The organism is Maritimimonas sp. 2304DJ26-3 (assembly GCF_056591635.1).
In genome coordinates this window covers 31,027-47,111 of the sequence record NZ_JBWQOK010000004.1, presented here as the reverse complement: position 1 = coordinate 47,111, position 16,085 = coordinate 31,027, and the positions used below count along the sequence as shown (strand labels likewise).

At 32.2% G+C, this 16,085-nt stretch carries 16 protein-coding genes; 12 read left to right on the top strand and 4 right to left on the bottom strand.

All coding sequences use genetic code 11. The features are described 5' to 3' along the window. Nucleotides 1-240 precede the first annotated feature (240 nt). The 12 genes from rplM (at nt 241) to AC1EUV_RS11820 (ending at nt 13,825) form a co-directional block, all read left to right on the top strand. Nucleotides 241-696 (top strand): 50S ribosomal protein L13, encoded by a 456-nt coding sequence (rplM, locus tag AC1EUV_RS11875; protein ID WP_480198936.1) that lies wholly within the window; start codon nt 241-243, stop codon nt 694-696. Beyond that, on the top strand, nt 696-1,082 hold the full coding sequence (gene rpsI / locus AC1EUV_RS11870; RefSeq protein ID WP_480198935.1) for a 30S ribosomal protein S9: 387 nt from the start codon (nt 696-698) through the stop codon (nt 1,080-1,082). The genes rplM and rpsI overlap by 1 nt, the downstream gene beginning before the upstream one ends. Before the next feature lie 116 nt (nt 1,083-1,198). Continuing rightward, a complete protein-coding gene (gene rpsB / locus AC1EUV_RS11865) occupies nt 1,199-1,990 on the top strand; it encodes a 30S ribosomal protein S2 (protein WP_480198934.1) in 792 nt (263 codons plus the stop codon). Between the two features lie 32 nt (nt 1,991-2,022). Then, nucleotides 2,023-2,844: a translation elongation factor Ts gene (gene tsf / locus AC1EUV_RS11860; protein WP_480199291.1), complete on the top strand. Its 822-nt coding sequence runs from the start codon at nt 2,023-2,025 to the stop codon at nt 2,842-2,844. A gap of 91 nt (nt 2,845-2,935) precedes the next feature. Next, entirely contained in the window at nt 2,936-3,643 is a 708-nt protein-coding gene (gene pyrH / locus AC1EUV_RS11855) for a UMP kinase (protein WP_480198933.1), read from the top strand. A gap of 51 nt (nt 3,644-3,694) precedes the next feature. Continuing rightward, nucleotides 3,695-4,249 (top strand): ribosome recycling factor, encoded by a 555-nt coding sequence (frr, locus tag AC1EUV_RS11850; RefSeq protein WP_480198932.1) that lies wholly within the window; start codon nt 3,695-3,697, stop codon nt 4,247-4,249. A 99-nt stretch (nt 4,250-4,348) separates the two neighbouring features. Further along, entirely contained in the window at nt 4,349-6,856 is a 2,508-nt protein-coding gene (locus AC1EUV_RS11845) for a DUF5686 and carboxypeptidase-like regulatory domain-containing protein (protein WP_480198931.1), read from the top strand. 66 nt (nt 6,857-6,922) lie between these two features. Then, a complete protein-coding gene (locus AC1EUV_RS11840; protein ID WP_480198930.1) occupies nt 6,923-9,331 on the top strand; it encodes an efflux RND transporter permease subunit in 2,409 nt (802 codons plus the stop codon). Further along, nucleotides 9,328-10,188: a glucose-1-phosphate thymidylyltransferase RfbA gene (gene rfbA, locus AC1EUV_RS11835; protein WP_480198929.1), complete on the top strand. Its 861-nt coding sequence runs from the start codon at nt 9,328-9,330 to the stop codon at nt 10,186-10,188. Before AC1EUV_RS11840 ends, rfbA begins: the two co-directional genes overlap by 4 nt. A 67-nt stretch (nt 10,189-10,255) precedes the next feature. After that, entirely contained in the window at nt 10,256-11,686 is a 1,431-nt protein-coding gene (gene asnS, locus AC1EUV_RS11830; protein WP_480198928.1) for an asparagine--tRNA ligase, read from the top strand. Nucleotides 11,687-11,757: 71 nt separating this feature from the next. Beyond that, nucleotides 11,758-13,209, top strand: coding sequence for an RNA polymerase factor sigma-54 (gene rpoN, locus AC1EUV_RS11825; RefSeq protein ID WP_480198927.1), 1,452 nt, complete (start codon nt 11,758-11,760; stop codon nt 13,207-13,209). Between the two features lies 1 nt (nt 13,210). After that, complete coding sequence (locus AC1EUV_RS11820; RefSeq protein WP_480198926.1) at nt 13,211-13,825, top strand: hypothetical protein; 615 nt, start codon at nt 13,211-13,213, stop codon at nt 13,823-13,825. On the opposite strand, the gene AC1EUV_RS11815 is transcribed toward AC1EUV_RS11820, so the two are convergent. The 4 genes from AC1EUV_RS11815 to AC1EUV_RS11800 form a co-directional block, all read right to left on the bottom strand. Beyond that, on the bottom strand, nt 13,813-14,478 hold the full coding sequence (locus AC1EUV_RS11815) for a porin family protein (protein WP_480198925.1): 666 nt from the start codon (nt 14,476-14,478) through the stop codon (nt 13,813-13,815). The two genes, AC1EUV_RS11820 and AC1EUV_RS11815, sit on opposite strands and share 13 nt — an antisense overlap. Before the next feature lie 76 nt (nt 14,479-14,554). Further along, nucleotides 14,555-15,028, bottom strand: coding sequence for an ExbD/TolR family protein (locus AC1EUV_RS11810; protein ID WP_480198924.1), 474 nt, complete (start codon nt 15,026-15,028; stop codon nt 14,555-14,557). A 6-nt stretch (nt 15,029-15,034) separates the two neighbouring features. Next, entirely contained in the window at nt 15,035-15,625 is a 591-nt protein-coding gene (locus AC1EUV_RS11805; protein ID WP_480198923.1) for an ExbD/TolR family protein, read from the bottom strand. Between the two features lie 4 nt (nt 15,626-15,629). Continuing rightward, nucleotides 15,630-16,079, bottom strand: a complete 450-nt coding sequence (locus AC1EUV_RS11800) for a hypothetical protein (RefSeq protein ID WP_480198922.1) — start codon at nt 16,077-16,079, stop codon at nt 15,630-15,632. Between the last annotated feature and the right edge of the window lie 6 nt (nt 16,080-16,085).

The following is a 16,085-nucleotide window of genomic DNA, read 5'->3' as shown; positions in this document are numbered from 1 at the left end:
GATGTATTATTTAGTTTGTTTGATAGTAAAGACCACACTAATTTCTGAGTGTTACATTCAAACTCCCGAAATTATCATTTACCTGTCTTAAAATTCTGTTAATTAACTTTTTGTTTACGTTAAAAAACAATCATAAAAAATATAGCTAAATCACTGTTTGTTATATAAATAAATAGTTGTAGATTTGCACTCCCTTAGAAAAGGGATAAAATAAATTATTAACAGACAAAAACTAATAGTGTGAACACATTAAGTTACAAAACAGTATCAGCTAACAAGGCCACAGTAAACAAAGAGTGGGTTTTAGTTGATGCGGACGGGCAGACATTGGGTCGTTTAGCTTCTAAAGTAGCAATGCTAATTAGAGGTAAATACAAGCCAAACTACACACCTCATGTAGACTGTGGAGATAATGTTGTAATTATCAATGCAGAAAAAATTAATTTAACTGGAAACAAGTGGGAAGATAAATCATATATCCGCCATACAGGTTACCCAGGAGGTCAAAGATCGCTTACTGCAACAGAAATGTTTGACAAAAACCCTACTAGATTAGTAGAAAAAGCAGTAAAAGGAATGTTACCTAAAAATAAATTAGGTAGCGCTTTATTTAGAAATTTACATGTATATGCTGGTGCTGAGCACAAACACGAAGCTCAAAATCCAAAAGCATTAAACCTAAACGATCTTAGATAATGGAAAGAATACACAAGATAGGTAGAAGAAAAACGGCTGTAGCTCGTGCATATGTTTCTGAAGGTAAAGGAAACATTACTATCAATAAAAGAGAATTAAAAAATTATTTTACTACTGGTACTTTACAATATAAAGTAATGCAACCATTAATGTTAACTGGCAACGAAAAATCTTTCGATATCAGCGTAAATGTTTATGGAGGTGGTGTAACAGGTCAGGCAGAAGCAATTCGTTTGGCGATCACCAGAGCATTAGTTTCTATTAATGAAGAACACAGAACGGTATTAAAACCAGAAGGGTTACTAACTCGTGATCCTAGAATGGTAGAGCGCAAGAAATTCGGTCAGAAAAAAGCTCGTAAGAAATATCAATTCTCTAAACGTTAATCATATATTATTAATTATAAACTGTTATCGTATAAGTTTAGCACCCAAATAGTTAAGACTCACCTAGTGGCTACTTAATTATTGCTAATTAAACGGAACGTAAACTAAAAAACAAGATGGCAAACATTGAAATTAAAGATTTATTAGATGCAGGTGTACACTTTGGTCACCTGACTAGAAAATGGAATCCAAACATGGCTCCGTATATTTATACTGAGCGTAATGGTGTTCACATTTTAGATTTGTATAAAACTGCTGCTAAAATTGAAGATTCTTCTAAGGCGCTTCATAAGATAGCGGCTTCTGGTAGAAAGATATTATTTGTAGCTACTAAAAAGCAAGCAAAAGACATCGTTGCAGATAAAGCTAAGAACGTAAACATGCCTTACATCACAGAAAGATGGCCAGGTGGTATGTTGACAAACTTTGTAACTATCCGTAAAGCCGTAAAAAAAATGGCTCAAATAGATAGAATGAAACAAGATGGTTCTTTTAATGCTTTATCAAAGAGAGAACGTTTACAGATCAATCGCCAAAGAGCTAAATTAGAAAAGAACTTAGGTTCTATTACTGATATGACTCGTTTACCAGGCGCTGTATTTGTTGTTGACACTAAGCGTGAGCATATTGCTATAGCAGAAGCTCAAAAATTGAATATTCCAATTTTTGCAATGGTAGATACAAATTCAGATCCTAGACCAGTAGATTTTGCAATTCCTGCAAATGATGATGCATCTAAATCTATTGATAAGATTTTATCTTTTGTAACTGACGCAATTGCGGAAGGTTTAGCAGAAAGAAAAGCTGACAAAGATAAAGCTACTGCTGCAAAAGAAGCTGCTGCCGCTCCAAAAGTTGAGGAAGCTAAAGTAGCAGAAGCTATTGCAGAAGTAAAAGAAGAAAAATAAAAGTTTAATAATATTTATAAAGAATGAGTACAATGGTTAAAATAACCGCTGCTGAAGTAAATAGATTAAGAAAGACCACTGGAGCTGGTATGATGGATTGTAAAAATGCATTAGTAGAAGCTGAAGGTGATTTCGATAAAGCAATTGAAATTTTACGTAAAAAAGGACAAAAAGTAGCTGCTAAAAGAGCTGACCGTGAGTCAACTGAAGGTGCTGCTATTGCAAAAGTAAATGCAGATAACACAGTAGGTGTATCTATCGTGTTAGGTTGCGAAACTGACTTTGTAGGTAAAAACGAAAACTTTGTAAGCCTTGCACATGAATTAGCTGAATTAGCATTAAATGCTTCTTCTAAAGAGGAATTTTTAGCTGCTGATTTCAATGGAATGTCTGTTGCGGATAAATTAATCGAACAAACAGGTGTTATCGGTGAAAAATTAGATATCAATGCATTCGAAAAAGTAGAAGCTCCTTTTGTAGGTTCTTATATACATGCCGGTAATAAAATAGCTACAATTGTAGGTTTATCTGCAAACGTTGAAGGTGCTGATGTTGTTGCAAAAGATGTTGCTATGCAAGCTGCCGCAATGAACCCTATCGCTTTAAACGAAGAAGGTGTTGATGCTTCAGTAATCGAAAAAGAAATTGAGATTGCTAAAGATCAATTACGTCAAGAAGGTAAGCCAGAAACTATGTTAGATAATATTGCTAAAGGTAAGATCAAGCGTTTCTTTAAAGATAACACATTGGTAAACCAAGCGTTTATTAAAGATAGTAAAGTTAGTGTTGCTCAATATGTAAAATCTATTGGAGATGTAACTGTAAGTGATTTTAAAAGAGTTGCTTTAGGATAATATATTTTTCACTTTCGTGGAATTAAAACCTCGCCAAATGGCGAGGTTTTTTTGTTTCTATAATTTGTATATTTGTCAAACTTTCAAAAAAATGCAATACAAAAGAGTTTTATTAAAACTAAGCGGTGAAGCCTTAATGGGAGAAAGGCAATACGGCATAGACCCTAAACGCTTAGCAGAATACGCTGATGAAATTAAAGATGTAGTAGAGAAAGGTGTAGAAGTTGCTATTGTAATTGGCGGCGGCAATATCTTTAGAGGCGTGGCTGGAGCCAGCAATGGCATGGATCGCGTGCAAGGAGATCATATGGGTATGCTTGCTACTGTTATAAACGGACTAGCCTTACAAAGTGCCTTAGAAAATGCTGGAATACAAACAAGACTGCAGTCTGCTATAAAAATAAATGAAGTTGCTGAGCCTTTTATAAGACGAAAAGCAATGAGACATTTAGAAAAAGGTCGTGTCGTAATTTTTGGTGGTGGTACAGGCAATCCTTATTTTACTACAGATTCTGCTGCTGTCTTAAGAGCAATTGAAATTGGAGCAGATGTAATTCTTAAAGGAACTAGAGTAGACGGTATTTATACATCAGATCCAGAAAAAAATAGCGATGCCATAAAATTTGATGATATTTCTTTTGATGATGTATTGAAAAAAGGATTAAAAGTAATGGATACAACAGCTTTTACTCTAAGTCAAGAAAATGAGTTACCTATTGTTGTTTTCGACATGAATACGCCAGGTAATTTAATGAAAGTGCTTTCTGGAGAAAATATTGGCACAAAAGTAAATCTATAATTTGTGGCTTACTTTTTGATTTGCTAAATTCGAATTAGAAATTTTTTTAACATGAACGAAGAAGTTGAATTTATAATAGATACTGCAAAAGAACAAATGGACAATGCCGTGGCTCACTTAAAAAAGGAGCTAGCAAATATAAGAGCCGGTAAGGCTTCCCCAGCAATGCTACGAAGTGTGATGGTAGATTATTATGGTTCTCAAACACCTTTAAATCAAGTTGCAAATGTAAATACGCCCGATGCTCGTACTATTACAGTTCAGCCTTGGGAAAAAAACATGCTTCAAGAAATTGAAAGAGGAATAATGATAGCCAATATTGGCTTTAACCCAATGAATAATGGTGAATCTATAATTATAAATGTTCCTGCATTAACAGAAGAACGTAGACGTGAACTAGCTAAGCAAGCTAAAGCTGAAGCCGAAAATGACAAAGTAAGTGTTCGTAATGCGCGAAAAGATGCCAATAATGATATTAAAAAATTAGATGTTTCTGAAGATATGAAATCAAATGCTGAAGCTGATGTTCAAGAAATGACAGATAAATATATAAAGGTTATTGATGAAATGTATGCTAAAAAAGAAGAAGAAATAATGACTGTGTAATTGTGAGTCATTTGATCAAATATAAACTTATGTTAAAAGCAACCGCAGAGGTTGCTTTTTAATTTTATCTGGTATTTCTTTGAGTGCCAAAAATTTTAAATGAAGCGATCGGTCTTTTTATTTATAGTATTCTATCCTATTTTTTTTCTTGCTCAAAGCTCTTTTTCAGGAATTATTAAAGACGCTAAGACCAACACACCACTTCCTTTTGCTACAATAATTACAAATAATGGTTTAGGGGAACTATCTGATGCCGACGGTAAGTTTTTTATTCGGTCAAAAAAAACAATAACCCAACTTTCCGTTTCTTATGTTGGGTATAAATCTCAAAAAATTTCCATAAATCAATCCCAGAACTATATTACCATACTATTGCAACCAAGTCAAGAAAGTTTAAACGAAGTCGTTGTAGTTGCAAAAGAGAATCCTGCTTTAAGAATTATACAGAATACTATATACAATAGAAATAAAAATTACATTCAAAAAGAATTAAACTCCTTTAAATACACATCTTATAACAAATTTATTGTTAGCGCTGATCCAGATTCAATTTCTGGTAATATTGATTCAGTTTTCGTTTTAAAAAACAATAAAAAAGTATTTAAAAGGATCGACTCTATTAACTATGAATTCAAAAAACGAATAGATAAAAGTCATTTATATCTTTCAGAAAAAATATCTGAACACACATATAAAAGAGGAAAAAATAAAAAAGAAACCGTTTTAGCTTCTCGAATGGCAGGATTTAAACAACCTATTTATGAATTCTTAGCTTTAGATATAGAAAATTTTACTTTTTATGAAGAAATTTATTCATTGTTAGGTAACAAATACATAAATCCACTAGCAAAGAATGCAATTAAAAAATATAATTATAAAATATTAGACACCATTAAGCATTCTAAAGACTCAACTTTTATGGTTTATTACAAGCCAAAAAAAGCAAGTGATGATATCGGCCTCGAAGGTGTTCTATACATTAATTCAAATCAATTTGCCCTAGAAAAAGGTATTGCGCAGCTTAAAGGCGCTGTAAATGTAAAAGCTATACAAAGTTTTGAGTATCGACCCAAGTATAATATTTGGTTCCCTAAAGAAACTGAAATCTCTCTCCGCAAAGGAAATAACAAAACTCCAGTAAAATTATTTGGCTCAATTGTATTTAGTGCTAGTAAAGGAAATGACTCAATTGTAAAAACAAATAAGAAAGACCCTAGTGATGTTTCGTATTTAATTTCTAGAACCAAGAACTTTGATATTAGTATTAACGAACCTGTCAAAGTCCTAAACTCAGCTTCTAGTATTGAAATACATGATGATATTGCCAATCGTAATGAAACATATTGGAATCAGTTTAGAACAGATTCCATTTCTCTGCGAGGAATAGAAACTTATAGAATCATTGATAGTATTTCACATAAAGAAGGTGCTGAAAAAAAACTAAATATTGCCAGAAAAATATTGAAAGGATATTATCCTACTAAATACTTCGATTTTGATCTAAGTCAACTCATCAACTTTAATAACTATGAAGGCTTTAGATTAGGTTTTGGAGGGGTTACAAATCCGAAATTTTCAAGTAAATTTCGATTAGAAGGTTATACCGCTTATGGTTTTAAAGACGCTAAATTTAAATATAGAATTGGGGCAGCCTTCAGATTAAACAAATACAATAATACTTGGTTGGTTTTTAGTTATACAGACGACTTACAAGAAGCTGCAAAAATAGATTTTTTGTTTGATGACACTTCTTTTTCGTTAATAAATCCTAGAAATTTGAACATTAGTCAATTCTATGGGTATCGTTCTTACGATATAAATATTGAGCATGATGTTTTTCCGAATGTTGAATCAAAACTAAAATTAAATCATGGTAGATTTAATACCAAATTCGATTATCTATTCACAAATGGTGGGCAAATTTTTGAAGATTATAATTTAACTACTGCAACTCTAGCTGTAAAATGGACGCCTTTTAGTAAATATATGAACTCGCCAGTTGGTAAAATTGCAATTAAAAAAGGGTATCCTAAAATAACTGCTCAATTAACCAAAAGTTTTGAAAATATAATCGGTGGAGATGTTGATTTTACACAGTTCAATTTTAAAATAGAACATGTGATAAAACTTTTAAGAAATAGCTCTACATCTTTCTTGCTTCAAGGAGGCATTGTTGGAGGAAACGCCCCACTAACGCATTTATATAATGCAACGCCTAATTATTCGTTACGAAATCCTTGGCGGAAGAGAATCAATTTTTCTGGCGCTAATGCCTTTGAGACCATGACTTTCAATGAATTTATCTCTGAACGATATGTTTCATTACATGCAAGACATAATTTTAAACGATTTAGAATCAGTCAAAAATTTAGACCTCGCTTAAGCCTTATATCTAGATTTGCAATTGGCACAATTGATGAGCCACAAAATCACAGTATTCCTATCAAAAAAATGAATAAAGGCTACTTAGAATCTGGCTTTGTTCTAAACCATTTATTTAAAGGGTTTGGCATCAGTTCATTCTACAGATATGGTGCTTATAGCAATGATAAATTTTCAGATAATTTAGCTGTAAAATTAACCTATGTTTTAAGCTTAGGTTTTTAAACCAACACTTCAAATTACCTAAACTATTTTATTACCTTTGTTAATCTTAAAAAATAGGCGATTTTGATGAACTTTTGGCCAGTTGTTTCTAGAATAATTTTAAAAGGAAGAATCCCTATTCTTATCATTTTAAGTCTTATAACCTATTTTTTATATACTCAAACTGAGAATATTAGATTTTCTCATACTGAGGCTAATCTTTTACCATCTAATCATCCAGTAAATGTTGAGTATAACAAGTTCTTAGATATTTTTGGTGAAGAAGGTAACATTATCATTTTAGCAGTTCAAGATTCTACCATTTTTACTGCTGAAAAATTTAATAACTGGAATAAGCTCTCTCAACAACTAGATACGTTTCCAGAAGTTGACTTTAGTGTTTCTATAGGTGATATCAAGAAGTTAAAAAAGGACAATGCAAATAAAAAGTTCACTGTTGAATCACTTTATAAAGAAAATCCTAAAACCAATACTGAAGTTTTAAAAATTAAAAAAGAGCTTTTTGATAACTTACCTTTCTTTGACAATTTCCTATTCAATAAAGAAACAGGCACAATTCGTTCTGTTATTTATGTAAAAAAAGATATAGTAAATACTATAAAGCGTAAAGATTTTATTTTCAATATTCTCAATCCTACTATAGAAAAATTTGAAAAAGACAATACAGTTGACGTTCGCATTTCTGGAATGCCTTACATACGTACTATGAATGCCCAAAATATTATTGATGAAATCGGCATCTTTGTTGGTCTAGCATTGTTAGTCACCTCATTGATTTTCTTTTTCTTTTTTAGGTCATTTAGAGCCACATTTATCACCATGCTTGTTGTTAGTATCGGTGTAATTTGGGCGTTAGGGTTTATCGGCTTATTTCAATATGAAATTTCTGTTTTAATGGCATTGATTCCTCCATTAATAATTGTCATTGGTGTTCCTAATTGTATTTTCTTAATCAACAAGTATCAACACGAGGTAAAGAGTCATGGCAATCAAGCAAAATCATTACAGCGGGTAATTTCAAAAATTGGTAATGCCACATTAATGACCAACGTAACAACAGCTTCTGGTTTTGCTACATTTATTTTCACCAAGAGTCAATTATTAAATGAGTTCGGTATTATAGCCTCAATTAATATTCTTGCAATATTTATGTTGTCACTTCTTATAATTCCGATTATATATAGTTTCCAACCTAAACCAAAGGATAAGCATTTAAGGCATCTTGAAAAAAAATGGATAGAAAGCATTGTAGATTGGATGGAAAATATGGTGCGCCATAAGCGTATTGCAATTTATATTTCTACTGTCCTTATTATAGTGACGAGTATTATCGGGGTTTATATGATTCGTATTTCTGGTAGTATGATTGAAGATATGCCAAAAGGAAAACCCTTTTTTAAAGATATTATATTCTTTGAAAAGGAATTTGGTGGTATTATGCCTTTAGAAATAATTATTGACACCAAACGCAAAAAAGGTGTTATGAAATTAGCCACACTCAAGCGAATGGATAGGCTAAATGAAATTATAGATGAAATACCCGAATTATCTCCTTCAGTTTCTGTTTTAAACTTAGTAAAATATTCTAAGCAAGCATATTACAATGGAAATCCAAAATACTATCAGTTACCTAACGGGCAAGAACGCGCTTTTATTTTAGAGTTTACAAAAAACTCTGATGCCAATTCTGATCTGCTAAATAACTTTGTAGACTCAACTGGTCAATATGCCCGTATCACTACTTTTATGAAAGATATTGGTACTGAAAAAATGGAGCGTATTGAAGAACGTTTACAAGCTAGAATTGACAAAGAATTCCCCAAAGAACGTTATGATGTTAAAATGACTGGAAAAGCATTGGTTTTCTTAAAAGGAACTAACTATCTAATACGAAATCTTGTGGTTTCTTTATCATTAGCTATTTTACTTATTTCGATTTTTATGGCTTGGATGTTTAGGTCTTTTGAAATGATATTAATATCTCTTTTGCCTAACATTTTACCCTTATTGGTAACAGCTGGATTAATGGGATTTTTGGGTGTACCTATTAAACCATCTACAATTTTAGTGTTTAGTATAGCCTTTGGTATTTCGGTTGATGATACTATTCATTTTTTAGCAAAATACAGACAAGAGTTACAAGCAAATCACTGGCGTGTGAAAAAATCTGTTTATGCCGCTTTAAGAGAAACTGGTGTAAGTATGTTTTACACATCTATTGTTCTTTTCTTTGGGTTTTTAGTATTCATCGTTTCTAGCTTTGGAGGAACAATTGCCTTAGGTGGGTTGGTGTCTGTTACTTTATTATTTGCAATGGTATCAAATTTATTATTGCTACCATCGTTATTATTATCATTAGAGCAGCGAATAGCAAATAAAAAAGTATTTAAGGAGCCTGCTATGAAAATCCTACCAAAGGAAGATGAAGATGGGCAGATTGAAGAATTAGAAGAAGTTATTAAAGAAGAAATATGAAAGGAATTATTTTAGCCGGTGGCAGTGGAACTAGACTACATCCATTAACGTTAGCCGTAAGTAAGCAATTGATGCCTATTTATGATAAACCAATGATTTATTATCCTCTTTCAACATTAATGTTGGCTGGCATAAAAGATATTTTAATCATTTCAACTCCTCATGATTTACCTCTTTTTGAGCGCTTATTAGGAGATGGTAAGCGACTGGGCTGTAATTTTCGATACGCAGTTCAGGAAATACCTAATGGATTGGCCCAAGCATTTGTAATTGGTAAAGAATTTATAGGTAATAATAAAGTTGCACTAGTTTTAGGTGATAACATTTTTTATGGAGGAGGAATGCACCGTGCTTTAATTAATGCTTCTGAGAATAGTGGTGGAACAGTATTTGCCTATCCAGTAACTGACCCTGAACGTTATGGAGTTGTTGAGTTCGATAAAGACAATAATGTAATTTCAATTGAAGAAAAGCCTGAGAAACCTAAATCGAACTATGCAGTGCCGGGTATTTATTTTTATGATAATGATGTAGTTAAAATTGCTGAAAATCTGAAACCATCAGCTAGAGGTGAATATGAGATTACAGATGTAAATAAAGAATATCTAAAGCAAGGTAAATTAAAAGTAAGTACACTTAGTAGAGGTACTGCCTGGCTAGATACGGGCACTTTTAATTCATTAATACAAGCGCAACAATTTGTGCAAGTTATAGAAGAAAGGCAAGGGTTAAAAATCGGTTGTATAGAAGAAATTGCATACATCAAAGGTTTTATTTCTAAGTCTCAATTAGAAGAAATCGCTGAACCTTTATTAAAGAGTGGTTATGGCCAATATTTAATGAACCTTATTAAATAATTCACATTTCTTAATTCGTGAATCATAAAGCAATTAGTATCTTTGCCATTCGATAAAATTTAGAAGAATGCTAAAGAACGTTGCTGAATTATTACAATCAAATAAATTTTCCCAAGAAGTAAATATAAAAGGATGGGTGCGTACTTTTAGGGCTAATCGGTTTATTGCTTTAAACGACGGATCTACCATTAAAAATATTCAATGCGTTGTCGATTTTGAAAATACCAATGAAGAGTTGTTAAAACGTATTACTACTGGAGCAGCCGTAGCTATAACTGGCATTTTAGTTGAAAGTCAAGGTAAAGGTCAATCGGTTGAAATACAAGTTTCAAGTATTGAAATATTGGGAGATTCTAATCCCGAAGAATACCCCATACAACCAAAGAAGCATTCACTTGAATTCTTAAGAGAAAATGCTCACTTAAGAACGCGTACAAATACATTTAGCGCTGTAATGCGTTTAAGATCTTCATTATCTTTTGCTATTCATAAATATTTTAATGAAAATGGATTTTTTCATATGCATGCACCTCTTATTACAGGAAGTGATGCCGAAGGTGCAGGAGAAATGTTTAAGGTAACAACATTAGACTTAGAAAATGTCCCAAATAATAAAGACGGAAAAGTAGATTTTGAAAAAGATTTTTTTGGAAAAGAAACCAATCTAACTGTTTCTGGTCAACTAGAAGCAGAGACTTATGCAATGTCACTTGGTAAAGTCTATACGTTTGGCCCTGCATTTAGAGCTGAAAATTCTAATACTTCTAGGCATTTGGCAGAGTTATGGATGATAGAACCAGAAGTAGCATTTATGGATTTAGATGGAAATATGGATTTGGCAGAAGATGTCTTAAAATATTCCATCTCTTATGTCTTAGAACATAACAAAGATGATATCACTTTTTTAGAACAGCGTCAAATTAACGAGGACAAGCACAAACCTCAGACAGAACGAAATGAAATGACGCTTTCTGAAAAACTAAATTTTGTTGTCAGCAATAACTACAAAAGAATATCTTATACCGAAGCTATAGATATTCTTAGAAATTCTAAACCAAATAAGAAAAAGAAGTTTAAGTATTTAATAGAAGGTTGGGGAAGCGATTTACAAAGTGAACATGAACGCTATTTGGTAGAAAAACATTTCAAGTGTCCTGTGATTCTATTTGATTATCCTGCTAGTATTAAGGCATTTTACATGCGTTTAAATGAAGATGAAAAAACAGTTCGCGCAATGGATGTTTTATTCCCAGGTATCGGAGAAATTGTCGGTGGATCTCAGCGCGAAGAGCGTTTAGACGTTTTGAAAGAAAAAATGGCAGATTTAGATATACCCGAAGAAGAATTATGGTGGTATTTAGATCTTCGTAAATTTGGCACAGCTGTTCATTCAGGTTTCGGCTTAGGGTTTGACCGTCTAGTCATGTTCATTACAGGAATGGGCAACATTCGAGACGTAATCCCGTTTCCTAGAACACCTCAGAATGCAGAATTTTAATAAGATTGCGCATTAGCGAAAATGATATTAGTACTTTTTTGTATTTTTATTTTAATCAGAGTTAAGTTTGTATGTTAAAGCAACATTTACAATATAAATTATCACAAAAATTATCGCCGCAACAGATTCAATTAATGAAATTGATTCAGTTGCCAACTCAGGCTTTTGAAGAAAAAATAAAACAAGAGATAGAAGAGAATCCAGCTTTAGATAGTGGTAAAGACGAAAGAGATGACTTTAGTGATACATCTCAAGATGAATATGACGATTCTGGTAATGATTCTATTGAGACTGATATCAATATTGATGAGTATTTAAGTGATGATGAAACGCCTAGTTATAAACTCCATGCAAATAACTACAGTAGGGACGACGATGAAAAACATATACCTTATGCAGCGGGTACTTCATTTAATCAACATCTAAAGAATCAATTAAATACGTTTCGTTTAAATGAACAAGAACGAACAATAGCTGAATTTTTAGTAGGGAGTATAGATGAAAGTGGTTACATACGTAGATCTGTAGAAGATATTGTAGACGACCTTGCTTTTACAGCTAATATCTACACATCTGAAGATGAGGTAAAGCAAATGTTAGATGTGGTACATCAGTTAGATCCTGCTGGTGTAGGTGCTAGAAATCTAGAAGAGTGCCTTCTAATCCAATTGAAGCGTAAAGAAGAAACAGAAAGCAGGTTATTAGCTACTAAAATCCTCGATACTGCTTTTGACCATTTTGTTAAGAAACATTATAAAAAACTACTTCAAAAGTTTGATATTTCTGAAGAGCAATTAAAAGTTGCAATCCAAGAAATTGAAAAATTAAATCCTAAGCCAGGCGGTTCTTATGCCAGTTCTAATAAAATTGTTGAGCAAATTGTGCCTGATTTTTCTATCAGAATTATCGAAGGAAAATTAGAGTTGACTTTAAACTCTAGAAACGCCCCAGAATTACATGTATCTTCTGAGTATAATAATATGTTGAAAGGGTATAAAGAGTCTAAAGACAAATCGAAATCTCAAAAAGATGCTGTGCTATTTATTAAGCAAAAATTGGATGCAGCCAAATGGTTTATTGATGCTATAAAGCAACGTCAACAAACGTTGTTATTAACCATGAACGCCATTATGCATCATCAATCGGCCTATTTTTTAACTGGTGATGAGCGTAAACTAAAACCAATGATTTTAAAGGATATAGCTGATAAAATTAATATGGATGTTTCAACAATATCGCGGGTCGCTAACAGTAAATATGTAGATACTCCATACGGTACTAAATTGATTAAAGAATTCTTCTCTGAATCTATGAAGAACGAGCAAGGTGAGGACGTTTCAACTAGAGAGATTAAAAAAATTCTTCAAACTGTTATTGAAGATGAAGACAAAAGAAAACCATTAACCGATGATAAATTAGCTGCTCTCCTCAAAGAAAAGGGTTATTTAATTGCTCGTAGAACGGTTGCAAAATATAGAGAGCAATTGAGTATACCTGTTGCTCGTTTGCGTAAAGAAATCTAACATGTTATTCTGGCGCGCTGTATCTTACATTTTCCATCCGGTTTTATTTTCTACTATTGCATCTTTTTTATATTTCATAATTATACCCTCTCATATTCCCGATGATAGTGAACGCATTGTTTTAGGTATTGTTTTTTCATCAACTTATATTTTACCTATACTATTATTGTTCTTTTTAAAGAGGTTAAAACTGGTAGAAGATTATCATTTAAAAACGATAAATGAGCGAAAGTTTCCGGTACTGTTTATGATCTTTCTTTTCTTCTTATTAGGAAAGTTACTACTAACCCCAAATTTTGTTGACCTGCTAGCATTTTCTTTTTTTGGATGTGGTATAGCATTAATTATTGTTTACATTTTATTTTATTTGAAAATAAAGTCTAGTTTACACACAATCAGTATTGGTGGATTAATAGGTTTTACGGCAGTTTTAAGCTATCATTACGAATTAAACTTATTAGGGCTGATTATATTCTTGTTTGCCTTGTTTGGATTGATTTCGACCTCTAGACTAAAACTCGAAGCCCATAAAAATTTAGAAGTCTATATTGGTTTTTTAATAGGAGTAGTAGCTCAACTTGCTTCTTACAGTTTATATCTATCTTATAGTATATAAAATATCAGACCAATTCTTAATTCTCTAATATCAATTTTCTCATTTGATGGAGCGAGATATGCATCAGAGAAAACTTTATTCAAGCCATAGTATACATTTACATTCCAAGTACCATAACCTGCCGCTAAAGTCAACCCATAATGAAACTTATTGATCTCATCGATTCCTCGAACCTTGACTGTGGCACCCTGTTTTAATTTTGCATCAGAAGAGAAAATATATCCAAATTTAATACCAGTATACACCCTCCAAAATTTATACCGAGTTGGAGTTGATGTTCTCCATCTAATTTCAAAAGGGACTTCAATACTATGCAATGAAAATTTATTTCGAGAAAAAGATTGGCCTTCTAAAGACTCAAAAATAGTATTATCATTTAATTCAGATATCTTTAAATTTTGAAAGTAGGTATTTCTACCATATCCTAATCCTAAACCAAAGCCAAAGTTTCTTTCTTCATTGATAGGAATATCTTTAATAAAGCCAATAAAAAAACCGTTAGAGAATCCATTAGAAGAAATACTATCCGGTCGCTGGTTCATAATATTATAAGACAACCCGAAATAAATTTGGTCTTCTAAATATCTAGAATCATCTGACTGTGCCCCGCTTAATGCACAAAAGAATAGAAGTATTAATGTAATTTTCTTCATGATATACTAACAAATGTATCAAAATAAAAAAAGGCAATCAATAATTGATTGCCTTTTTAATTATATACTAATTTAATTAGTTCTTCACATTATCTAGCGCACTTCCTTTGAGCGTAGAATAGTTAATTTTAAGAGCATTTACATCTCTTAATTTTTGTTTAATATCTGTAATCGTACCAACATTAGCTTCAACATCAGCTTTAATAGAAGTTGTCAATTTAGGGATATCTTCTTCTGAATGCTTAGCTCTAACTTGAAAAATAAAAGCTGGAACTTCATCAACAGATGCAATTTTATCGTTTAATTGAACTTTATCTCCTTTAGTTGCTCCATCTTTAGATTTACCAACATAGATATAATTTACTAAACTCTTCTTTTCTAACTTCTTAACTTCTGTTGCTTTAGGCAACGTAGGTTTTTTAATCTTCATTTCGGTCTCACGCATTACTGTGGTAACCATAAAAAAGAACAATAACATAAATACGATATCTGGTAAAGATGCCGTAGATATACCAGGCATTCCTTTTTTCTTTTTTCTAAATTTAGACATATTCTTCTATTTTGTTGGTTCTGCCTCAGAGATAATTTGAGGATAAATATCAATTTTAATTTCCTTTTGCTGATCTTTGTTTAAATCATCAAAATCTCTGCCATACTTTTTGTTTGAATATCTATCTCTTAAAACATTATACGCGCCTACCAATTCATTCTGAACAGCAATATAAGTAGCATAAGACGTACCTCTATCACTTTGTAGTGAAATAATTGCTTTTTTTGGATGATCTGATGAAGTAGGATCTTTCTCTCCCTCACACCAAGTACAAACCTTTAAGTTCTCTTTTGCCATATCAGCTGCAGTACCCCCACCATTATCAATAAATTTGATAGCAGCTTCTCTCAATTCATCAACTTGCATGTACTGATCACCTTCTACTAAAATTTCATTACGTCTATTGATATTAACTTCAAAAACGTTCTTTTCTTTTAATATTGGAGGTGTAATGTCCTCTGGTTGTTTCTCTGGCAATTTGCGAGGAATCCCAGTATCAATATCCATCGTAGTTGTTACTAAAAAGAATATTAATAGTAAGAAGGCAATGTCTGCCATCGATCCTGCATTAATTTCTGGGGTGTCTCTTCTAGCCATAAGTTTATTTTAATCTTTTAAAAAAGCCCAAAACAATAGTTATTAAGCCTATCGCTCCTAAAATTCCAGTAAATGTTATTAATGTACCAACCCATTTAGAGGTACTACCAGCTTCTCCGTTTTTAACAACATTACCAAAACCATCTATAACTGCATCACCTGAAGACATAAAATATGAGATAGCCAATAAAACTCCAAGAGCTGCTAATCCCATTAAGGTCTTTTTTAAGTTTTGTGGATTTTTCACCAAGTTCAAAACTGATAAAACAATCGTTATTCCAGCAACAATAATTAGCAACCAATATGCAAACATTACAAAAGCGTTTGCTACTCCTTGTTGACTCGGATCATCTTGTATAGCATCACCACCGATCATCATCATTCGAACCAAAAAAATGATTGCGATGATACCAACAGCAGCGGCTACATATTTAAATATTTTATATAAATCCATAGTATT

Coding starts and splice junctions, on each gene's coding strand:
- rpsI (WP_480198935.1), top strand. CDS start 696: ATGGAAAGAATACACAAGATAGGTAGAAGAAAAACGGCTGTAGCTCGT.
- rpsB (WP_480198934.1), top strand. CDS start 1,199: ATGGCAAACATTGAAATTAAAGATTTATTAGATGCAGGTGTACACTTT.
- tsf (WP_480199291.1), top strand. CDS start 2,023: ATGGTTAAAATAACCGCTGCTGAAGTAAATAGATTAAGAAAGACCACT.
- pyrH (WP_480198933.1), top strand. CDS start 2,936: ATGCAATACAAAAGAGTTTTATTAAAACTAAGCGGTGAAGCCTTAATG.
- frr (WP_480198932.1), top strand. CDS start 3,695: ATGAACGAAGAAGTTGAATTTATAATAGATACTGCAAAAGAACAAATG.
- AC1EUV_RS11845 (WP_480198931.1), top strand. CDS start 4,349: ATGAAGCGATCGGTCTTTTTATTTATAGTATTCTATCCTATTTTTTTT.
- AC1EUV_RS11840 (WP_480198930.1), top strand. CDS start 6,923: ATGAACTTTTGGCCAGTTGTTTCTAGAATAATTTTAAAAGGAAGAATC.
- rfbA (WP_480198929.1), top strand. CDS start 9,328: ATGAAAGGAATTATTTTAGCCGGTGGCAGTGGAACTAGACTACATCCA.
- asnS (WP_480198928.1), top strand. CDS start 10,256: ATGCTAAAGAACGTTGCTGAATTATTACAATCAAATAAATTTTCCCAA.
- rpoN (WP_480198927.1), top strand. CDS start 11,758: ATGTTAAAGCAACATTTACAATATAAATTATCACAAAAATTATCGCCG.
- AC1EUV_RS11820 (WP_480198926.1), top strand. CDS start 13,211: ATGTTATTCTGGCGCGCTGTATCTTACATTTTCCATCCGGTTTTATTT.
- AC1EUV_RS11815 (WP_480198925.1), bottom strand. CDS start 14,478: ATGAAGAAAATTACATTAATACTTCTATTCTTTTGTGCATTAAGCGGG.
- AC1EUV_RS11810 (WP_480198924.1), bottom strand. CDS start 15,028: ATGTCTAAATTTAGAAAAAAGAAAAAAGGAATGCCTGGTATATCTACG.
- AC1EUV_RS11805 (WP_480198923.1), bottom strand. CDS start 15,625: ATGGCTAGAAGAGACACCCCAGAAATTAATGCAGGATCGATGGCAGAC.
- AC1EUV_RS11800 (WP_480198922.1), bottom strand. CDS start 16,079: ATGGATTTATATAAAATATTTAAATATGTAGCCGCTGCTGTTGGTATC.